Annotated in this window: 15 protein-coding genes, 3 tRNA genes and 3 rRNA genes; 12 read left to right on the forward strand and 9 right to left on the reverse strand. The window is 51.5% G+C overall.

Annotation, left to right across the window (positions count from 1 at the left end):
* Window positions 1-28 precede the first annotated feature (28 nt).
* The 5 genes from tsaA to metN all read right to left on the reverse strand — a co-directional run bounded on the left by tsaA (window position 29) and on the right by metN (window position 3787).
* Window positions 29-736 carry a tRNA (N6-threonylcarbamoyladenosine(37)-N6)-methyltransferase TrmO gene (gene tsaA / locus N7E69_RS13145; protein ID WP_000093988.1) on the reverse strand — a complete coding sequence of 236 codons (708 nt, stop codon included), beginning with the start codon at window positions 734-736 and terminating at the stop codon, window positions 29-31.
* Window positions 733-1137 (reverse strand): Rcs stress response system protein RcsF, encoded by a 405-nt coding sequence (gene rcsF / locus N7E69_RS13150; protein ID WP_001202315.1) that lies wholly within the window; start codon window positions 1135-1137, stop codon window positions 733-735. Before rcsF ends, tsaA begins: the two co-directional genes overlap by 4 nt.
* A gap of 118 nt (window positions 1138-1255) precedes the next feature.
* Window positions 1256-2071: a methionine ABC transporter substrate-binding lipoprotein MetQ gene (gene metQ / locus N7E69_RS13155; RefSeq protein ID WP_000874215.1), complete on the reverse strand. Its 816-nt coding sequence runs from the start codon at window positions 2069-2071 to the stop codon at window positions 1256-1258.
* 38 nt (window positions 2072-2109) lie between these two features.
* Window positions 2110-2763 (reverse strand): methionine ABC transporter permease MetI, encoded by a 654-nt coding sequence (locus N7E69_RS13160; protein WP_001287486.1) that lies wholly within the window; start codon window positions 2761-2763, stop codon window positions 2110-2112.
* Window positions 2756-3787 carry a methionine ABC transporter ATP-binding protein MetN gene (metN, locus tag N7E69_RS13165; RefSeq protein ID WP_000594021.1) on the reverse strand — a complete coding sequence of 344 codons (1032 nt, stop codon included), beginning with the start codon at window positions 3785-3787 and terminating at the stop codon, window positions 2756-2758. The genes N7E69_RS13160 and metN overlap by 8 nt, the downstream gene beginning before the upstream one ends.
* Before the next feature lie 189 nt (window positions 3788-3976).
* Here metN and gmhB point away from each other — a divergent pair, with 189 nt between their 5' ends.
* From gmhB to dkgB, 8 genes are all read left to right on the forward strand, one after another.
* Complete coding sequence (gmhB, locus tag N7E69_RS13170) at window positions 3977-4543, forward strand: D-glycero-beta-D-manno-heptose 1,7-bisphosphate 7-phosphatase (RefSeq protein ID WP_001051726.1); 567 nt, start codon at window positions 3977-3979, stop codon at window positions 4541-4543.
* Between the two features lie 370 nt (window positions 4544-4913).
* A 16S ribosomal RNA gene (locus tag N7E69_RS13175) occupies window positions 4914-6455 on the forward strand.
* Between the two features lie 69 nt (window positions 6456-6524).
* Window positions 6525-6601 (forward strand) — tRNA-Ile (locus tag N7E69_RS13180).
* Window positions 6602-6712: 111 nt separating this feature from the next.
* A tRNA-Ala gene (locus N7E69_RS13185) sits at window positions 6713-6788 on the forward strand.
* A gap of 182 nt (window positions 6789-6970) precedes the next feature.
* Window positions 6971-10058: ribosomal RNA gene (locus N7E69_RS13190) — 23S ribosomal RNA — on the forward strand.
* Between the two features lie 197 nt (window positions 10059-10255).
* A 5S ribosomal RNA gene (rrf, locus tag N7E69_RS13195) occupies window positions 10256-10371 on the forward strand.
* The 16S, 23S and 5S rRNA genes sit together here with 3 tRNA genes alongside, the layout of an rRNA operon.
* Window positions 10372-10562: 191 nt before the next feature.
* Window positions 10563-10639, forward strand: a tRNA-Asp gene (locus N7E69_RS13200).
* A 164-nt stretch (window positions 10640-10803) separates the two neighbouring features.
* On the forward strand, window positions 10804-11607 hold the full coding sequence (gene dkgB, locus N7E69_RS13205) for a 2,5-didehydrogluconate reductase DkgB (protein WP_001751703.1): 804 nt from the start codon (window positions 10804-10806) through the stop codon (window positions 11605-11607).
* A 20-nt stretch (window positions 11608-11627) separates the two neighbouring features.
* Here the strand turns inward: dkgB and yafC are convergent, their stop codons facing one another.
* Window positions 11628-12542, reverse strand: a complete 915-nt coding sequence (gene yafC / locus N7E69_RS13210; RefSeq protein ID WP_000648524.1) for a DNA-binding transcriptional regulator YafC — start codon at window positions 12540-12542, stop codon at window positions 11628-11630.
* 104 nt (window positions 12543-12646) lie between these two features.
* On the opposite strand from yafC, the gene N7E69_RS13215 reads away from it, so the two are divergent.
* The 3 genes from N7E69_RS13215 (at window position 12647) to N7E69_RS13225 (ending at window position 15602) form a co-directional block, all read left to right on the forward strand.
* Window positions 12647-13822, forward strand: a complete 1176-nt coding sequence (locus tag N7E69_RS13215; protein ID WP_001127532.1) for an MFS transporter — start codon at window positions 12647-12649, stop codon at window positions 13820-13822.
* A 131-nt stretch (window positions 13823-13953) separates the two neighbouring features.
* Complete coding sequence (locus N7E69_RS13220; protein WP_001230986.1) at window positions 13954-14754, forward strand: endonuclease/exonuclease/phosphatase family protein; 801 nt, start codon at window positions 13954-13956, stop codon at window positions 14752-14754.
* A gap of 77 nt (window positions 14755-14831) precedes the next feature.
* Entirely contained in the window at window positions 14832-15602 is a 771-nt protein-coding gene (locus N7E69_RS13225; RefSeq protein WP_000207238.1) for a class I SAM-dependent methyltransferase, read from the forward strand.
* A gap of 55 nt (window positions 15603-15657) precedes the next feature.
* Here the strand turns inward: N7E69_RS13225 and mltD are convergent, their stop codons facing one another.
* Together mltD and gloB are read right to left on the reverse strand one after the other, a co-directional pair.
* A complete protein-coding gene (mltD, locus tag N7E69_RS13230) occupies window positions 15658-17025 on the reverse strand; it encodes a murein transglycosylase D (RefSeq protein WP_000644706.1) in 1368 nt (455 codons plus the stop codon).
* 71 nt (window positions 17026-17096) lie between these two features.
* Window positions 17097-17852, reverse strand: a complete 756-nt coding sequence (gloB, locus tag N7E69_RS13235) for a hydroxyacylglutathione hydrolase (RefSeq protein WP_001052774.1) — start codon at window positions 17850-17852, stop codon at window positions 17097-17099.
* Window positions 17853-17886: 34 nt separating this feature from the next.
* Between gloB and N7E69_RS13240 the strand changes: the two genes are divergently transcribed.
* A complete protein-coding gene (locus N7E69_RS13240; protein ID WP_000801230.1) occupies window positions 17887-18609 on the forward strand; it encodes a class I SAM-dependent methyltransferase in 723 nt (240 codons plus the stop codon).
* Here N7E69_RS13240 and rnhA read toward each other — a convergent pair.
* The gene (gene rnhA / locus N7E69_RS13245) at window positions 18606-19073 is read right to left on the reverse strand and encodes a ribonuclease HI (protein ID WP_000917872.1); all 468 of its coding nucleotides are present in this window, start codon (window positions 19071-19073) and stop codon (window positions 18606-18608) included. The genes N7E69_RS13240 and rnhA overlap by 4 nt on opposite strands.
* Between the last annotated feature and the right edge of the window lie 48 nt (window positions 19074-19121).

Consider the following 19121-nt stretch of genomic DNA (forward strand, 5'->3'; position numbering starts at 1 on the left):
AGAGATGTCAAAAGAGAAGGGCGTGAAATTACCGTGGTTCCAGCGCAAACACTTCAAATCCGGTGTTAACCACACGCCAGCGCACGTTAAAATCATGCAGCCAGACGGCATAGGTTTTGCCCGTCTCTTCACCCTTACGATAAGCCGGGCGAGGATCTTGCGCCAGCACATCGCAAATAAATGTCCGTAGCTGCGGATAACGCCTTTCCAGCGTCGTAAGCTGTTGAGCCACCTCAGCGGTAAAACTCACGGGCATTTCAGCTATCGGCGCCTGTTGCGCATAGCTGGCGGCGGCGTCCGGTAAGGCCTCGGCAAACGGTAAATACGGTTTAATATCCACCACCGGCGTGCCATCCACCAGATCCAGACTGCCTAATTTCAGAATTACGCTCTCTTTCCGGCACTCGATACCTTTTAGCGCAACGAGCGACATGCCAATCGGATTGGGGCGGAACGTGGAGCGCGTGGCAAAAACGCCCATTCTGGCGTTACCGCCAAGACGGGGCGGACGAACTGTCGGCCGCCAGCCGCCGTCCATCGTCTGATGAAAAACGAAAAGCACCCACAAATGGCTGAAAGCTTCCAGGCCGCGAACGGCATCGGCCTGGTTGTAAGGCGCTATCAGATGCAGTTCGCCGCAGGCGCTTTTGACCAGACCAGGCTGGCGCGGAACGGCGAATTTTTCTTTATAGGGGGAGCGAATAACGCCGATTTGTTCAAACTGAAAGCTGCTCATTTCGCCGAAATATTCAGGGCGGACCCGATACAAACCGCCTGACGATAGCAGCCTGGCGTGCCGCTGGTAATTTCACAGCTGTGCAGCAGGACGGCGTTGGCTTTCATTTTAGATGCATTAATCTGCATACGCTTGCGCGCAGTTGGAATGTTAGGCGGAGAGTCTTGATTTGTCGCCTGGCAGGATTCGCCGCTAACCTCGCCAAGATCGCGGAAAGGTTTACCGACTAAGTCTTCAGCATTGGTGTAAATCCTGACGGGAGCGGCACGCGGCGCTTTAGGTTTCTCCGGCTCCGCTTTTGGCGGGGTTGCGGTGCTTTGAACGGGTTCAACAGGGGATCTGCTTAGCATGGAACAACCGCCCAGCATGAGTGCCAATAAACAGATCGGTAAAGCACGCATAATATTTCCTCAATGAATGTTCTAATTGCCAGATATTGAATCAGGAGCTTGCATAAATGACAAGACGGGCAATAGCCCGTCCTGAATAATATTACAGATTGTGGAATCAGCCTAAAACTTACCAGCCTTTCACCGCACCGCCATTAAAAACTTTATTTGCGGCTTCGTACACTTCATCAGACTGATAAGCCTGAACGAATTTTTTCACATTCTCGGCGTCTTTGTTATCTTCACGCGTCACGATAAGGTTAACGTACGGAGAATCTTTATCTTCAACGAAGATACCGTCTTTCGCTGGCGTCAGGCCAATCTGGCTGGCGTATGTCGTATTGATGACTGCTAACGCGATCTGCGCGTCATCCAGCGAACGCGGCAACTGCGGCGCTTCCAGCTCAACAATTTTCAGATTTTTCGGGTTTTCGACGATATCCAGCGAGGTAGGAAGCAGACCGACGCCGTCTTTCAGTTTAATCAGCCCTACTTTTTGCAGCAGCAACAGGGAACGACCAAGGTTGGTCGGGTCGTTAGGCACAGCGACCTGGGAACCGTCCTTGAGCTCATCCAGAGATTTGATTTTTTTGGAATATCCTGCAATGGGATAGACAAAAGTCTTACCAACGGAAACCAGTTTGTAGCCTCGATCTTTGATTTGCTGATCCAGATACGGTTTGTGCTGGAAGGCATTGGCATCGATGTCGCCTTTGCTCAGCGCTTCATTAGGCAGAACATAATCATTAAAGGTCACCAATTCCACGTCCAGGCCGTATTTTTCTTTCGCGACTTTCTGCGCGACTTCGGCAACTTGCTGCTCTGCGCCAACGATTACGCCGACTTTAATATGATTTGGATCTTTTTCATCCTGACCGCAACCCGCAAGTGCCAGAGAACCAATCAGAGCACCCACTGCCGCAAAGGTTTTGAATTTGAACGCCATGCTTATTTCCTTAATGAGTATTTGTGTTGTGTTTAACGTTACTTATGCGTGACAGCCCTGACGATGCGATCGCCGGATAACTGAATTAAATAAACCAGAACGACAAGTAATACCAGCACCGTATTCATCACGGTAGCATTGTATCCAATATAACCGTACTGATAGCCGATTTGACCGAGGCCGCCAGCGCCGACGGCACCGCCCATTGCGGAGTAACCGACCAGGGTGATCAGTGTAATGGTTGCCGCATTCACCAGACCAGGCAGCGCTTCCGGTAAAAGGATTTTACGTACAATTTGCAGCGGCGTGGCGCCCATCGCTCGCGAGGCTTCAATCAGCCCGGCAGGGATCTCTAACAACGCATTTTCCACCATACGGGCGATAAAAGGCGCGGCGCCGACGGTCAGCGGTACAATTGCAGCCTGCAAACCAATGGAGGTGCCGACAATTATTCGGGTAAAAGGAATCATCCACACCAGCAGGATGATAAAGGGAATCGAGCGGAAAATATTGACCACCGCGGAGAGGGAGCGATACAGTCTGGCGTTCTCCATAATCTGCCCCGGGCGCGTAACATACAGCAATACGCCAACCGGCAGGCCAATCACGAAACCGAAGAAACCGGAGACAAAGGTCATCGCCAGCGTTTCCCAGACGCCACGAACCAGTAACCACATCATTGCCTCAGACATAACCCAGTACCTCTACTTTCACATGGTGATCCTGCAGCCAGGCAATTGCGGCTTGCGTCTCTTCTTGTGTGCCGTGCATTTCCGTTAGCATAATGCCGAACTTCACACCGCCCGCGTAATCCATCTGCGCGCTGATAATATTATTGTTCACATTGAAACGACGCGCGGTTTCAGAAAGCAGCGGGGCATCCACAGACTGCCCGGTGAACTCCATGCGCAGCATCGGCACGCTGTCAGTTTCCGGCGACGCTTTCAAACGCGCCTGGTAATCTTCCGGAATGTCCAGGTGCAGAGTGGACTGAATAAACTTCTGCGCCAGCGGCGTTTTAGGGTGCGAGAAGACTTCGCTGACCGTATCTTGCTCAATAAGCTCGCCATTACTGATAACGGCAACGCAGTCGCAGATACGTTTTACGACATCCATTTCATGAGTGATAAGCAGAATCGTCAACCCCAGACGACGGTTGATATCTTTCAGCAATTCCAGAATCGAACGGGTCGTCGCGGGATCAAGCGCGCTGGTGGCTTCATCGCACAGCAACACTTTTGGATTACTGGCTAACGCGCGGGCAATCGCGACACGCTGTTTCTGACCGCCGGAAAGATTTGCCGGATAGCTGTCGTGCTTGTCGCCAAGACCGACTAAATCCAGCAGCTCTGTGACACGGCGTTTGATCTCTTCCTTTGGTGTGTTATCCAGTTCCAGCGGCAACGCGACGTTGCCAAACACGGTACGGGAAGAGAGCAGGTTAAAATGTTGGAAAATCATGCCGATTTGACGGCGAGCTTTGGTCAACTCAGACTCTGAAAGCGTTGTCAGCTCCTGACCGCCGACCTGAACGCTACCTTCGGTTGGACGTTCAAGTAAGTTAACGCAGCGGATAAGCGTACTTTTACCGGCGCCGGAGGCGCCAATGACGCCATAAATCTGCCCGGCAGGAACGTGCAGGCTGACATTATTTAGCGCCTGAATGGTGCGCGTCCCCTGCTGGAACACTTTGGTAATATTCGAAAGTTTAATCATTGATTCTTTATTATCGTAATGAAATGAGCGGAGGCATTTTCGTCTGCCTAATACGGTCAACGCCGTCAACAGAATGGATGTTAAGGCATCCAGACGTCTAAATCAATCAGGCTTTATACGATGAGCACTTTCTTGCCTGCTGAAACATGCGATACTAGCGCCACTTGCTTTACTCAGGAGCTATAAAAGGTGGCAAAGTTTGTACCCGCAATTTTTCTCGACCGTGACGGCACCATTAATGTGGATCACGGCTACGTACATGAAATCGATGCATTTGAGTTTATAGACGGCGTTATTGACGCGATGCGCGAGCTAAAAAAAATGGGCTATGCGTTGGTGGTGGTGACGAACCAGTCCGGAATCGCGCGCGGCAAATTCACTGAGGCGCAGTTTGAAACGTTAACCGAATGGATGGACTGGTCGTTGGCGGATCGCGATGTTGATTTGGACGGCATCTATTATTGTCCTCACCATCCGCAGGGCAGCATAGAAGAGTTCCGTCAGGTATGTGATTGCCGCAAGCCGCATCCAGGAATGCTTATCTCGGCGCGTGATTTTCTGCATATCGATATGGCGGCTTCTTATATGGTGGGAGACAAGCTGGAAGATATGCAGGCGGCAGCGGCGGCAAATGTCGGGACAAAAGTGCTGGTGCGTACGGGCAAACCGGTCACGGCAGAAGCAGAAAACGCGGCGGACTGGGTGTTAAACAGCCTTGCTGACCTGCCATCAGCGATAAAAAAGCAGCAAAAATAAGCGTTATGGATAAAAGATGAGCGGTTAAAACAAAAATGCATTTTTCCGCTTGTCTTCCTGAACCGACTCCCTATAATGCGCCTCCATCGACACGGCGGATGTGAATCACTTCACACAAACAGCCGGTCGGTTGAAGAGAAAAATCCTGAAATTCAGGGTTGACTCTGAAAGAGGAAAGCGTAATATACGCCACCTCGCGACGGTGAGCTGAAAGCCGCGCCGCACCTGCTCTTTAACAATTTATCAGACAATCTGTGTGGGCACTCGAAGATACGGATTCTTAACGTCCTCGGACGAAAAATGAATACCAAGTCTCAAGAGTGAACACGTAATTCATTGCGAAGTTTAATTCTTTGAGCATCAAACTTTTAAATTGAAGAGTTTGATCATGGCTCAGATTGAACGCTGGCGGCAGGCCTAACACATGCAAGTCGAACGGTAACAGGAAGCAGCTTGCTGCTTTGCTGACGAGTGGCGGACGGGTGAGTAATGTCTGGGAAACTGCCTGATGGAGGGGGATAACTACTGGAAACGGTGGCTAATACCGCATAACGTCGCAAGACCAAAGAGGGGGACCTTCGGGCCTCTTGCCATCAGATGTGCCCAGATGGGATTAGCTTGTTGGTGAGGTAACGGCTCACCAAGGCGACGATCCCTAGCTGGTCTGAGAGGATGACCAGCCACACTGGAACTGAGACACGGTCCAGACTCCTACGGGAGGCAGCAGTGGGGAATATTGCACAATGGGCGCAAGCCTGATGCAGCCATGCCGCGTGTATGAAGAAGGCCTTCGGGTTGTAAAGTACTTTCAGCGGGGAGGAAGGTGTTGTGGTTAATAACCGCAGCAATTGACGTTACCCGCAGAAGAAGCACCGGCTAACTCCGTGCCAGCAGCCGCGGTAATACGGAGGGTGCAAGCGTTAATCGGAATTACTGGGCGTAAAGCGCACGCAGGCGGTCTGTCAAGTCGGATGTGAAATCCCCGGGCTCAACCTGGGAACTGCATTCGAAACTGGCAGGCTTGAGTCTTGTAGAGGGGGGTAGAATTCCAGGTGTAGCGGTGAAATGCGTAGAGATCTGGAGGAATACCGGTGGCGAAGGCGGCCCCCTGGACAAAGACTGACGCTCAGGTGCGAAAGCGTGGGGAGCAAACAGGATTAGATACCCTGGTAGTCCACGCCGTAAACGATGTCTACTTGGAGGTTGTGCCCTTGAGGCGTGGCTTCCGGAGCTAACGCGTTAAGTAGACCGCCTGGGGAGTACGGCCGCAAGGTTAAAACTCAAATGAATTGACGGGGGCCCGCACAAGCGGTGGAGCATGTGGTTTAATTCGATGCAACGCGAAGAACCTTACCTGGTCTTGACATCCACAGAAGAATCCAGAGATGGATTTGTGCCTTCGGGAACTGTGAGACAGGTGCTGCATGGCTGTCGTCAGCTCGTGTTGTGAAATGTTGGGTTAAGTCCCGCAACGAGCGCAACCCTTATCCTTTGTTGCCAGCGATTAGGTCGGGAACTCAAAGGAGACTGCCAGTGATAAACTGGAGGAAGGTGGGGATGACGTCAAGTCATCATGGCCCTTACGACCAGGGCTACACACGTGCTACAATGGCGCATACAAAGAGAAGCGACCTCGCGAGAGCAAGCGGACCTCATAAAGTGCGTCGTAGTCCGGATTGGAGTCTGCAACTCGACTCCATGAAGTCGGAATCGCTAGTAATCGTGGATCAGAATGCCACGGTGAATACGTTCCCGGGCCTTGTACACACCGCCCGTCACACCATGGGAGTGGGTTGCAAAAGAAGTAGGTAGCTTAACCTTCGGGAGGGCGCTTACCACTTTGTGATTCATGACTGGGGTGAAGTCGTAACAAGGTAACCGTAGGGGAACCTGCGGTTGGATCACCTCCTTACCTTAAAGAAGCGTACTTTGCAGTGCTCACACAGATTGTCTGATGAAAAACGAGCAGTAAAACCTCTACAGGCTTGTAGCTCAGGTGGTTAGAGCGCACCCCTGATAAGGGTGAGGTCGGTGGTTCAAGTCCACTCAGGCCTACCAAATTTTCCCTGAATACTGCGTTGTGAAATAACTCACATACTGATGTATGCTTCGTTATTCCACGCCTTGTCTCAGGAAAAATTATCGGTAAAGAGGTTCTGACTACACGATGGGGCTATAGCTCAGCTGGGAGAGCGCCTGCTTTGCACGCAGGAGGTCTGCGGTTCGATCCCGCATAGCTCCACCATATCGTGAGTGTTTACGAAAAAATACTTCAGAGTGTACCTGAAAGGGCTCACTGCGAAGTTTTGCTCTTTAAAAATCTGGATCAAGCTGAAAATTGAAACACAGAACAACGAAAGTTGTTCGTGAGTCTCTCAAATTTTCGCAACACGATGATGAATCGAAAGAAACATCTTCGGGTTGTGAGGTTAAGCGACTAAGCGTACACGGTGGATGCCCTGGCAGTCAGAGGCGATGAAGGGCGTGCTAATCTGCGATAAGCGCCGGTAAGGTGATATGAACCGTTATAACCGGCGATACCCGAATGGGGAAACCCAGTGTGACTCGTCACACTATCATTAACTGAATCCATAGGTTAATGAGGCGAACCGGGGGAACTGAAACATCTAAGTACCCCGAGGAAAAGAAATCAACCGAGATTCCCCCAGTAGCGGCGAGCGAACGGGGAGGAGCCCAGAGCCTGAATCAGCATGTGTGTTAGTGGAAGCGTCTGGAAAGGCGCGCGATACAGGGTGACAGCCCCGTACACAAAAGCGTATGTGCTGTGAGCTCGATGAGTAGGGCGGGACACGTGGTATCCTGTCTGAATATGGGGGGACCATCCTCCAAGGCTAAATACTCCTGACTGACCGATAGTGAACCAGTACCGTGAGGGAAAGGCGAAAAGAACCCCGGCGAGGGGAGTGAAAAAGAACCTGAAACCGTGTACGTACAAGCAGTGGGAGCCCCACCACTAAGCCAGTGGTGAACTCCACATACGCATCCTTTGCTGAGGATACGGTTAACGGAGCGAAAGCGACGTTCAACCGCAAAAGAAGCAGAGGGGGCTTAGTGGTGGGGTGACTGCGTACCTTTTGTATAATGGGTCAGCGACTTATATTCTGTAGCAAGGTTAACCGAATAGGGGAGCCGGAGGGAAACCGAGTCTTAACCGGGCGTTAAGTTGCAGGGTATAGACCCGAAACCCGGTGATCTAGCCATGGGCAGGTTGAAGGTTGGGTAACACTAACTGGAGGACCGAACCGACTAATGTTGAAAAATTAGCGGATGACCTGTGGCTGGGGGTGAAAGGCCAATCAAACCGGGAGATAGCTGGTTCTCCCCGAAAGCTATTTAGGTAGCGCCTCGTGAATTCATCTCCGGGGGTAGAGCACTGTTTCGGCTAGGGGGCCATCCCGGCTTACCAACCCGATGCAAACTGCGAATACCGGAGAATGTTATCACGGGAGACACACGGCGGGTGCTAACGTCCGTCGTGAAGAGGGAAACAACCCAGACCGCCAGCTAAGGTCCCAAAGTCATGGTTAAGTGGGAAACGATGTGGGAAGGCCCAGACAGCCAGGATGTTGGCTTAGAAGCAGCCATCATTTAAAGAAAGCGTAATAGCTCACTGGTCGAGTCGGCCTGCGCGGAAGATGTAACGGGGCTAAACCATGCACCGAAGCTGCGGCAGCGAACGTATCACTTAAAGCGATTCAGCGGGTTACGATTGACGGAGCGAAGCGACGTCAAAGCGTATACAAAGTCGAGTCGGTTTAAGGATACGTTCGTTGGGTAGGGGAGCGTTCTGTAAGCCTGTGAAGGTGGCCTGTGAGGGTTGCTGGAGGTATCAGAAGTGCGAATGCTGACATAAGTAACGATAAAGCGGGTGAAAAGCCCGCTCGCCGGAAGACCAAGGGTTCCTGTCCAACGTTAATCGGGGCAGGGTGAGTCGACCCCTAAGGCGAGGCCGAAAGGCGTAGTCGATGGGAAACGGGTTAATATTCCCGTACTTGGTGTTACTGCGAAGGGGGGACGGAGAAGGCTATGTTGGCCGGGCGACGGTTGTCCCGGTTTAAGCGTGTAGGTGTGTGTTCCAGGTAAATCCGGTTCACTTTAACACTGAGGCGTGATGACGAGGCACTACGGTGCTGAAGTAACAAATGCCCTGCTTCCAGGAAAAGCCTCTAAGCATCAGGTAACATCAAATCGTACCCCAAACCGACACAGGTGGTCAGGTAGAGAATACCAAGGCGCTTGAGAGAACTCGGGTGAAGGAACTAGGCAAAATGGTGCCGTAACTTCGGGAGAAGGCACGCTGACACGTAGGTGAAGTGATTTACTCACGGAGCTGAAGTCAGTCGAAGATACCAGCTGGCTGCAACTGTTTATTAAAAACACAGCACTGTGCAAACACGAAAGTGGACGTATACGGTGTGACGCCTGCCCGGTGCCGGAAGGTTAATTGATGGGGTCAGCGCAAGCGAAGCTCCTGATCGAAGCCCCGGTAAACGGCGGCCGTAACTATAACGGTCCTAAGGTAGCGAAATTCCTTGTCGGGTAAGTTCCGACCTGCACGAATGGCGTAATGATGGCCAGGCTGTCTCCACCCGAGACTCAGTGAAATTGAACTCGCTGTGAAGATGCAGTGTACCCGCGGCAAGACGGAAAGACCCCGTGAACCTTTACTATAGCTTGACACTGAACATTGAGCCTTGATGTGTAGGATAGGTGGGAGGCTTTGAAGTGTGGACGCCAGTCTGCATGGAGCCGACCTTGAAATACCACCCTTTAATGTTTGATGTTCTAACGTGGACCCGTTACCCGGGTTGCGGACAGTGTCTGGTGGGTAGTTTGACTGGGGCGGTCTCCTCCTAAAGAGTAACGGAGGAGCACGAAGGTTGGCTAATCCTGGTCGGACATCAGGAGGTTAGTGCAATGGCATAAGCCAGCTTGACTGCGAGCGTGACGGCGCGAGCAGGTGCGAAAGCAGGTCATAGTGATCCGGTGGTTCTGAATGGAAGGGCCATCGCTCAACGGATAAAAGGTACTCCGGGGATAACAGGCTGATACCGCCCAAGAGTTCATATCGACGGCGGTGTTTGGCACCTCGATGTCGGCTCATCACATCCTGGGGCTGAAGTAGGTCCCAAGGGTATGGCTGTTCGCCATTTAAAGTGGTACGCGAGCTGGGTTTAGAACGTCGTGAGACAGTTCGGTCCCTATCTGCCGTGGGCGCTGGAGAACTGAGGGGGGCTGCTCCTAGTACGAGAGGACCGGAGTGGACGCATCACTGGTGTTCGGGTTGTCATGCCAATGGCACTGCCCGGTAGCTAAATGCGGAAGAGATAAGTGCTGAAAGCATCTAAGCACGAAACTTGCCCCGAGATGAGTTCTCCCTGAGACTTTAGGTCTCCTGAAGGAACGTTGAAGACGACGACGTTGATAGGCCGGGTGTGTAAGCGCAGCGATGCGTTGAGCTAACCGGTACTAATGAACCGTGAGGCTTAACCTTACAACGCCGAAGATGTTTTGGCGGATGAGAAGACGATTTTCAGCAGTGATTCAGAGTTGAGTACGCAATAATTTGCGCAGCAGCAAGGCGGCAAGCGAAGGAAAGGAAGGAGCATACAGAAGTATGTGACTGAGTTTACGAGCGCAGGCAACGCCGCTGATGCGATAAAGAATTGCGTACAGAGCACAAAGAATTTGCCTGGCGGCACTAGCGCGGTGGTCCCACCTGACCCCATGCCGAACTCAGAAGTGAAACGCTGTAGCGCCGATGGTAGTGTGGGGTCTCCCCATGCGAGAGTAGGGAACTGCCAGGCATCAAATTAGAAGTATGGCATTAACTTTCGGGGCAGTTCACTACTCGACAGAGAGTAGGACAAAAGCGAAAGCTTTTGAACGTTGCGAAGCAACGGCCCGAAGGGTGAATCACGAAGTGATTCATAAACTGCCAGGCATCAAATTGCAGTAAACCGGGATGAAAATCCGGGTTGTGACAAAGAAATTCGGTGGAGCGGTAGTTCAGTTGGTTAGAATACCTGCCTGTCACGCAGGGGGTCGCGGGTTCGAGTCCCGTCCGTTCCGCCACTTATTAAGAGCCCTGAGCATTAGCTCAGGGCTTTTTCTTTGCATATCATTTAATTATTGCTCAATTCGCAAAAATCCTCTGCATTTCTCGCTCTTTTTCTACAAAGCGCTGAAGGTCATAATCCCCTCAGTTAACGAACATAGTGATTAAAAAGAGGAATTCTATGACTATCCCTGCATTCGGTTTAGGTACTTTTCGCCTGAAAGACGACGTGGTTATCGCTTCTGTGAAAACGGCGCTTGAACTGGGCTACCGTGCTGTCGACACTGCGCAAATCTATGATAATGAAGCGGCTGTTGGACAGGCGATTGCTGAGAGCGGCGTACCGCGTAATGAGCTGTACATCACCACCAAGATCTGGATTGAAAACCTTAGCAAAGACAAGCTAATCCCAAGCCTGAAAGAGAGCCTGAAAAAACTGCGTACCGATTATGTCGATCTGACGCTGATCCACTGGCCATCTCCGGGTGATGCCGTGTCTGTCGAAGAATTTATGCAGGCATTGCTGGAAGCTAAAAAACAAGGCCTGACTCGCGAAATTGGCATTTCAAACTTCACCATTCCGTTGATGGAAAAGGCTATTGCCGCGGTGGGCGCAGACCATATAGCCACCAACCAGATTGAGCTATCTCCGTATCTGCAGAATCGTAAGGTGGTTGACTGGGCGAAAGCGCACGGTATCCACATCACCTCTTACATGACGCTGGCATACGGTAAAGCGCTGAAAGATGAAGTGATTGCGCGCATTGCGGCTAAACATAATGCGACCCCGGCGCAGGTTATTCTGGCATGGGCAATGGGTGAAGGTTACTCCGTGATCCCTTCATCCACCAGGCGTGAAAATCTGGCAAGCAACCTGCTGGCGCAGGATCTGCATCTGGATGCCGAAGATAAAAGTGCGATCGCGGCACTGGATTGCAACGATCGTCTGGTTAGCCCGGAAGGACTGGCTCCTGCCAGGGATTAATTACCCGATCCTTTGTACCTTTACCCCTCTTTCACAGCTCCTGCGGGAGCTGTTCTTATATATTCGCTCAAAAAGTCGATAAATGCCCGAATACGTGTGCTGACGGCGCGATCGCTGTAGTAAACGGCGCTGAAAGGCATTTCTACCGGCAGACGTTTATCGGCCAGCAGTTCCACCAGTTCTCCCCGGGCGATCTCTTTATCAATCATATAATCTGAAAGACATGCAATGCCGTTACCGCTCAGGCAAAGTTGTTTTAACGTTTCCCCGCTGTTGGACGAAATCCCACATTCGATCTCATGGAGCTGTCCGTCACTACAGGCTATCGGCCAGGTATTGAGCGAGATGGGTTCTGAGAACCCCAGGCACAGATGCTGTTTTAACTCTTCAACGCTCTCAGGCTTGCCAAAACGGGCAATATAATCCGGTGAGGCGATAATCTTACGATAGCTGGTAAATAACGGACGCGCGCGCAGACTTGAATCTGTCAACGTGCCTGCGCGTATCGCAACATCCACTTTTCGTTCAATAAGATTGATGAACGTTTCTGAGGAGACAAGAGACAACGTTATTTCCGGATACCGTTCACGAAAAGGTTTAATCAGCGGCATCAGGAAATGCAGCATTACCGGCGTTGCCGCATCGATACGCAGTAAGCCGCGCGGGGTATTACGCGACTCCATGATTTCCGTTTCTGCGGCGGCCATTTCTTGCAGTATCTGCTGCACGCGCCTGAAGTATCGCTCTCCTTCTTCAGTCAGGCTCAGCTGTCGGGTCGTACGATTAAGCAGACTGACGCCGAGCTTCATCTCCAGCTTTTTAACTGCCCGGCTGACAGCGGAATTGGCCTGTCCAAGCTGCTCTGCCGCCCGGCTGAAGCTGCCGCTTTCCACGACAGCGACAAAAATTGCGAGTTCTTCGGAGGTGGCTTTCATTTTTGCTCCTGAAGCAAAATTAAATTGATATTTTGGCTATTTTTGTCATTAAAACATCCAGGCATACTGCGTGTCATCTGATTACTGCTGTTATGGAGTTATGTATGCCTCTCGCTTTATTTGCACTGACAATAAGTGCTTTCGCTATCGGTACGACTGAGTTTGTGATTGTCGGCCTGGTGCCGACCATTGCTCAACAACTGGCTATCTCGTTACCTTCCGCCGGAATGCTGGTTTCAATCTATGCGCTGGGTGTGGCTATTGGCGCGCCGGTGCTAACCGCGCTGACCGGACGCCTGCCGCGTAAACAGTTACTGGTCGCGCTGATGGTCTTGTTTACGGCGGGGAATTTGCTGGCATGGCAGGCACCGGGCTATATGACATTAATCGCCGCCCGTCTGCTGACGGGCCTGGCGCACGGCGTGTTCTTCTCGATTGGCTCTACCATCGCGACAAGTCTGGTGCCAAAAGAGAAAGCGGCTTCTGCTATCGCTATTATGTTTGGTGGTTTAACGGTAGCTCTGGTCACGGGCGTGCCGCTGGGCACATTTATCGGTCAGCATTTTGGCTGGCGTGAGACCTTCCTTGCGGTATCACTGTTAGGCGTGATTGCGCTGGTGAGCAGTCAACTGCTGATCCCTGCCAATATTCCCGGTCGGGCGGCCGCCAGCATTCGTGACCAGGTGAAAGTACTGACTCATCCTCGTCTGTTGCTGATTTACGCCGTTACGGCGCTGGGCTACGGCGGGGTATTCACGGCATTCACCTTCCTGGCGCCGATGATGCAGGATCTGGCGGGATTCTCCCCGGCAGCAGTAAGCTGGATCCTACTGGGTTATGGCGTATCTGTGGCTATCGGCAATATCTGGGGCGGTAAACTGGCAGATAAGCATGGTGCCGTTCCTGCGCTGAAATTCATTTTCGCCGCGCTGTTTGTTCTGCTGATGGTCTTCCAGGTGACGGCCTCCACGCAGTATGCCGCGCTGGCTACCATTCTGGTGATGGGGGTCTTTGCCTTCGGTAACGTACCGGGTTTGCAGGTCTACGTGGTACAGAAAGCGGAACAATTCACGCCTAATGCGGTAGATGTGGCGTCAGGTCTGAACATTGCGGCGTTTAACATTGGTATTGCGCTGGGCTCCGTGATTGGCGGGCAAACGGTGGCGCATTACGGTTTGGCGCAGACGCCGTGGATTGGCGCCCTCATTGTTCTGGTGGCTTTCCTGCTGATGGGGGTCAGCGGACGTCTTGATAAAACTGTACGCATTGCTTTGGAGTAAATTATTGATGTAAGCGCCTACTTACAAAACAAACTGCAATTGTTCGTTGAAAGTGAGTGCTAAAATCCCTATAACAGAAGAACCAGTCCGGTTGAGGACTGGTTGACGTTACAGAGGTTTGAAAGTCAAAAGTGCGAAAAAACACCTATGCGATGCGCTATGTTGCCGGACAGCCCGCCGAGCGGATTTTGCCGCCAAGGTCGTTTGCGAGCATTGGCCAGGCATTGCCCGCCGGGGAACCGCTAAGCAGTGAAGAGCGGATCCGTATCCTCGTGTGGAATATATTCAAGCAGCAGCGAGCCGAATGGTTATCGGTGCTGAAGAACTACGGCAAAGATGCGCATCTGGTCCTGTTGCAGGAGGCGCAGACGACGCCTGAGCTGGTACAGTTTGCCACCGCTAACTATCTTGCCGCCGACCAGGTTCCCGCTTTTGTATTACCTCAGCATCCGTCTGGCGTCATGACGCTGTCTGCCGCCCATCCTGTTTACTGCTGCCCTTTACGGGAAAGAGAACCAATTTTACGTTTGGCGAAATCAGCCCTGGTGACGGTATATCCCTTGCCGGATACCCGTTTATTAATGGTAGTAAATGTTCATGCGGTAAATTTTAGTCTGGGCGTGGACGTATACAGTAAGCAGTTACTTCCGATCGGCGACCAGATTGCGCACCATAGCGGCCCTGTCATTATGGCGGGGGATTTTAATGCCTGGAGCCGCCCACGTATGAATGCGTTGTACCGCTTTGCACGTGAGATGTCGCTGCGCCAGGTGCGTTTCACTGACGATCAGCGCCGTCGTGCGTTTGGACGACCGCTGGATTTTGTTTTTTATCGTGGGTTAAACGTGAATGAAGCCTCCGTACTGGTGACGCGCGCTTCCGATCACAATCCGCTACTCGTTGAATTCAGTCCCGGCAAACCTGAGCAATAAAGGTGCGTCAGGTCTGCCGTGGGGCAGGCCTCTTCGGGTGCTGCCCTCTATTTTTCTCATAACAGAAGGGCACTACCATGACAACGCATTCCCATCATGACAATGTTGAAAAGCAGTTTGGTTCACAGGCGAACGCCTATTTACATAGCGCCGTTCACGCATCGGGTCGTGACTTAGCGCGGCTGGCGCAAAGGCTGTCTGATTTTTCCCACGCGAACGTACTGGATATGGGATGTGGAGCTGGACACGCGAGTTTTGTCGCTGCGCAACATGCCAACTCGGTCGTGGCATACGATTTATCCGCCAGCATGCTTGAGGTTGTCGCTGGAGCGGCGGAAGAAAGACATTTAAGTAATATTACTCTCCGGCAAGGCTATGCCGAAAAACTGCCCTTTGAAGATGCATCGTTTGAGGTGGTGATTAGCCGCTATTCCGCGCATCACTGGCACGACGTTGGTCAGGCATTGCGTGAGGTTTATCGTGTATTAAAACCCGGCGGCGTGCTGATTATCATGGATGTCATGTCGCCTGGACATCCTGTAAGCGATATCTGGCTGCAAACGGTGGAGGCGTTACGCGACACGTCGCATGTCCGTAACTATTCCAGTGGCGAATGGCTGACGATGGTCAATAACGCGATGCTGGTAACGAATACCGTGATAACCGATCGTTTATCGCTGGAGTTTCGCTCATGGGTAACGCGGATGCGTACGCCAGCGCCGTTGGTTGAGGCGATTCGATTATATCAGGCGAGTGCCCCGGTAGAGGTGAAGCGTTATTTTGAGTTGCAGGATGACGGCTCGTTTAGCAGCGATACTATCATGCTGGAAGCGCATAAAGCGGTATAGCAATTTAAAAGGCGCCGGGGGAAGCGGCGCCTTTTGGCTTTTTCGTCGGACAATATCAGGAGTCTGGCGTGCTATTGTCCTTCACAAACAACGTAAGCTGATCGCCCGGTTGTAGATTATCCGTATCATGGTTCCAGCGCATCACATCTTTGATATTTACCCCGTGACGTCTGGCGATACTGGAAAGCGAATCGCCTTTACGGACACGATAGGTAATGCTATCGCTATTGTTTGCCAGTCGTTGTGCGCTGCTGCCAGCGCCTACGGTCAGGCTTTGCCCGATTTTCAGGCGCGAACCACGCAGGTTGTTCCACTGCTGCAAGTCCTTCGTGCTTACGCCAAGCCGCGAAGCAATACCGGAAAGCGTATCGCCAGAGCGCACCTTATAGCTACGGCTATTCAACGGCGTATTGTCGGCGATCAGTTGGGACTGAACGGCGTCAATCTCACCGGAAGCCAGCGACTCACGCAACTGCTCGGCATGCTTTTTGGGCACCATAACATATTGCGGACCGCTTACGCCTAAGGTAGACCCTTTTACACCGGCATTAAACGTCTTCAGCTTGCTGATAGACATGCCCGCCATATCCGCAACCTGGGCCATTTCAACTGGACTGTTTAAACGAACTCGTGCCAGCGCTCGGCTTTCATCTGTTGTTGGCAGACGTACGCCGTAGCGTTTGCTGTTTTTGAGAATTTCACTCAATGCCAGCATCTTAGGTACGTAGAGTTTTGTTTCTCTGGGCAAAGAAAGCGACCAGAAATCCGTCGGTTTTCCACGCGCTTTGTTTGCTTTAATTGCCCGCATAACACGGCCTTCGCCGCTGTTATACGCTGCAACGGTTAACAGCCAGTCGCCGTCAAACATTTTGTTCAGACGCTGCATCATGTCTAACGCGGCGGTCGTAGAGGCTACAACATCGCGACGCGCGTCATAATTACGGGTCTGCTTTAAACCATAATTGCGCCCTGTGCTCGGTATGATCTGCCAGATGCCTGCGGCATTGGCGCCAGACGTTGCGTGAGGATCAAAAGCGCTCTCCACTATGGGTAGTAGTACCAGCTCCATAGGCATGTTACGTTTCTTAACCTGCCCCGCTATCCAGTACATATACGGCTCTGCCCGTAAAGTTACATCGTGGAGATAGCTCTTATTGCGTAAATACTTCTGTTTCTGTTCGCGAATCCGGCTGTTTTCCGGAATTCCCATCTTTAGCTCGTCGCCAATGAAAGCCCACAAGTCCTGATCTGGCGCGATAGACGTTCCGTCGTCCATCCATCGTGCCTGACTCGTAAACTTTCCTGCTTCCCCTTGACCAGCTGCAGAAAGGCTCTGTGCGTGCTGTTGGACGTTGCCAGTGTTCTGAGACGTCTGGCACCCCACAAGCAGGACAGAGGCGAGTAATATCGCTTTTGCCTTCATGTGTGTGTCAATAGTTGCTTAAAAGACGACCGATCATAACGGCGAAGTTAGCGAATGACAAGTAAGAATTATCAGAACGTGTCTTTCTTTGACCTTAACCATGCAAAACGCGCTTCTGGTTGTTGCAATATTGTTTCTTTGTTTATTTCATTAATTAAATCAATATCTTCAGTTCTTAAAAAAAGATTAATCTTACGCTCATTTTTAAGAATAACGGGTAGTGTCATTTGTTTTTTTACACGTAACTCTTTAACTTTACGATAATATTCATTTATGAACGAATCGTGCGGAAGTATGCTCAATGCGAACTTAATGTTAGCTAAAGTGTATTCGTGAGCGCTGCAAATGAGTGTGTCATCAGGCAGAGAGTTAATCTTCATAAGTGACTGATACATCTGTGATGGCGTGCCTTCAAACAGTCGACCACAGCCGCCAGAGAACAGCGTGTCGCCGCAGAATAAGTAAGGATGGCTAAAGTAACAGACGTGTCCTAACGTGTGGCCCGGCGTGGCAAAAAGAGTAAATTTCTCGCCTAAAACGCGAATAGTATCGCCATCGCCAACAAGATGGGTTGCTCCCTTGTCTTGCGTTTCCGCCGGTCCATAAACCGTCATTTGCGGGAAGTGTTGCAACAGCTCTTTGACTCCGCCAACATGGTCGTGATGGTGATGCGTCAGAAAAATCGCCTCCGGCATCCACTTATGTTCAGCAATGGCCTTTAAGACGGGGGCCGCTTCGCCGGGATCAACAATCACACAGCGGCCTTCATCATTGGTCAGCACCCAGATGTAATTGTCCTGAAACGCGGGAATACTGTTAAGATTCATATATTACCTCTCAAATAATTAGCGGAAGGTTGCGATGAAACCGGCAAGGCTCTCTCAAACTGTCGTTGCGCCCGGATGTTGGGGTGAGTTGCCCTGGGGCAATTACTACCGTGAGGCGCTGGAACAGCAGCTAAATCCGTGGTTTGCAAAAATGTATGGTTTCCATTTGCTTAAAATCGGTAATTTAAGCGCAGAAATCAATTCCGAAGCGTGCGCGGTCTCCCATCAGGTGAATGTTTCGTCGCAGGGGGCGCCGATGCAGGTTCTGGCCGATCCGCTACACCTTCCTTTTGCGGATAAATCCGTCGATGTTTGTCTGCTGGCGCATACTTTGCCGTGGTGTACCGACCCGCACCGTTTATTGCGGGAAGCCGACCGCGTATTGATTGATGACGGTTGGCTGGTCATCAGTGGATTTAACCCGCTGAGTTTGATGGGGTTACGTAAACTGGTACCCGTTTTACGTAAAACACCGCCCTATAATAGTCGGATGTTTACCCTTATGCGGCAACTGGACTGGCTGTCTTTACTCAATTTCGAAGTGCTACATTATAGCCGTTTTCATGTCTTACCCTGGAAAAAGCAGGGGGGGCGGCTTTTAAATACGCATATCCCGGCGCTGGGCTGTTTACAGATTATTGTGGCCCGTAAGCGGACCATCCCGCTTACGCTTAATCCGCTGCGACATAATAAAAGTAAAACCCCTATCCGCCAGACCGTTGGCGCCACCCGGCAATATCGCAAACCGGATGGCTAAGCTTCCGCCTGGTAGCCACTATCTTCCTGCGTGGGATTCATTGCCGCGGCGCGCGCCAGTTCATCACAACGCTCGTTTTCGGGATGGCCTGCATGGCCTTTGACCCATACCCATTTGATCTGATGCTGACCTAACGCAGCATCGAGACGTTTCCACAGATCGACATTTTTTACGGGTTTCTTTTCCGCTGTTTTCCAGCCGCGTTTCTTCCAGTTATGAATCCATTGGGTAATTCCTTGCCGCACATATTGGCTGTCGGTGCTCAATGTCACTTCGCAATGTTCTTTTAACGCTTCAAGCGCGACGATCGCCGCCATCAGTTCCATACGGTTATTGGTGGTCAGCGTGTAACCTTCACTAAACGTTTTTTCATGACCGCGATAGCGTAAGATAGCGCCATAACCACCAGGCCCTGGATTCCCCAGGCAAGAGCCATCGGTGAAAATTTCTACCTGTTTAAGCATCTCTGGTAGACTTCCTGTAATTGAAATCGATAACAAAACGCAAGTCTG

The sequence above is a fragment of the Salmonella sp. 3C genome, from assembly GCF_025426275.1.
In the GTDB taxonomy this organism is placed as follows: Bacteria; Pseudomonadota; Gammaproteobacteria; order Enterobacterales; family Enterobacteriaceae; genus Salmonella; species Salmonella enterica.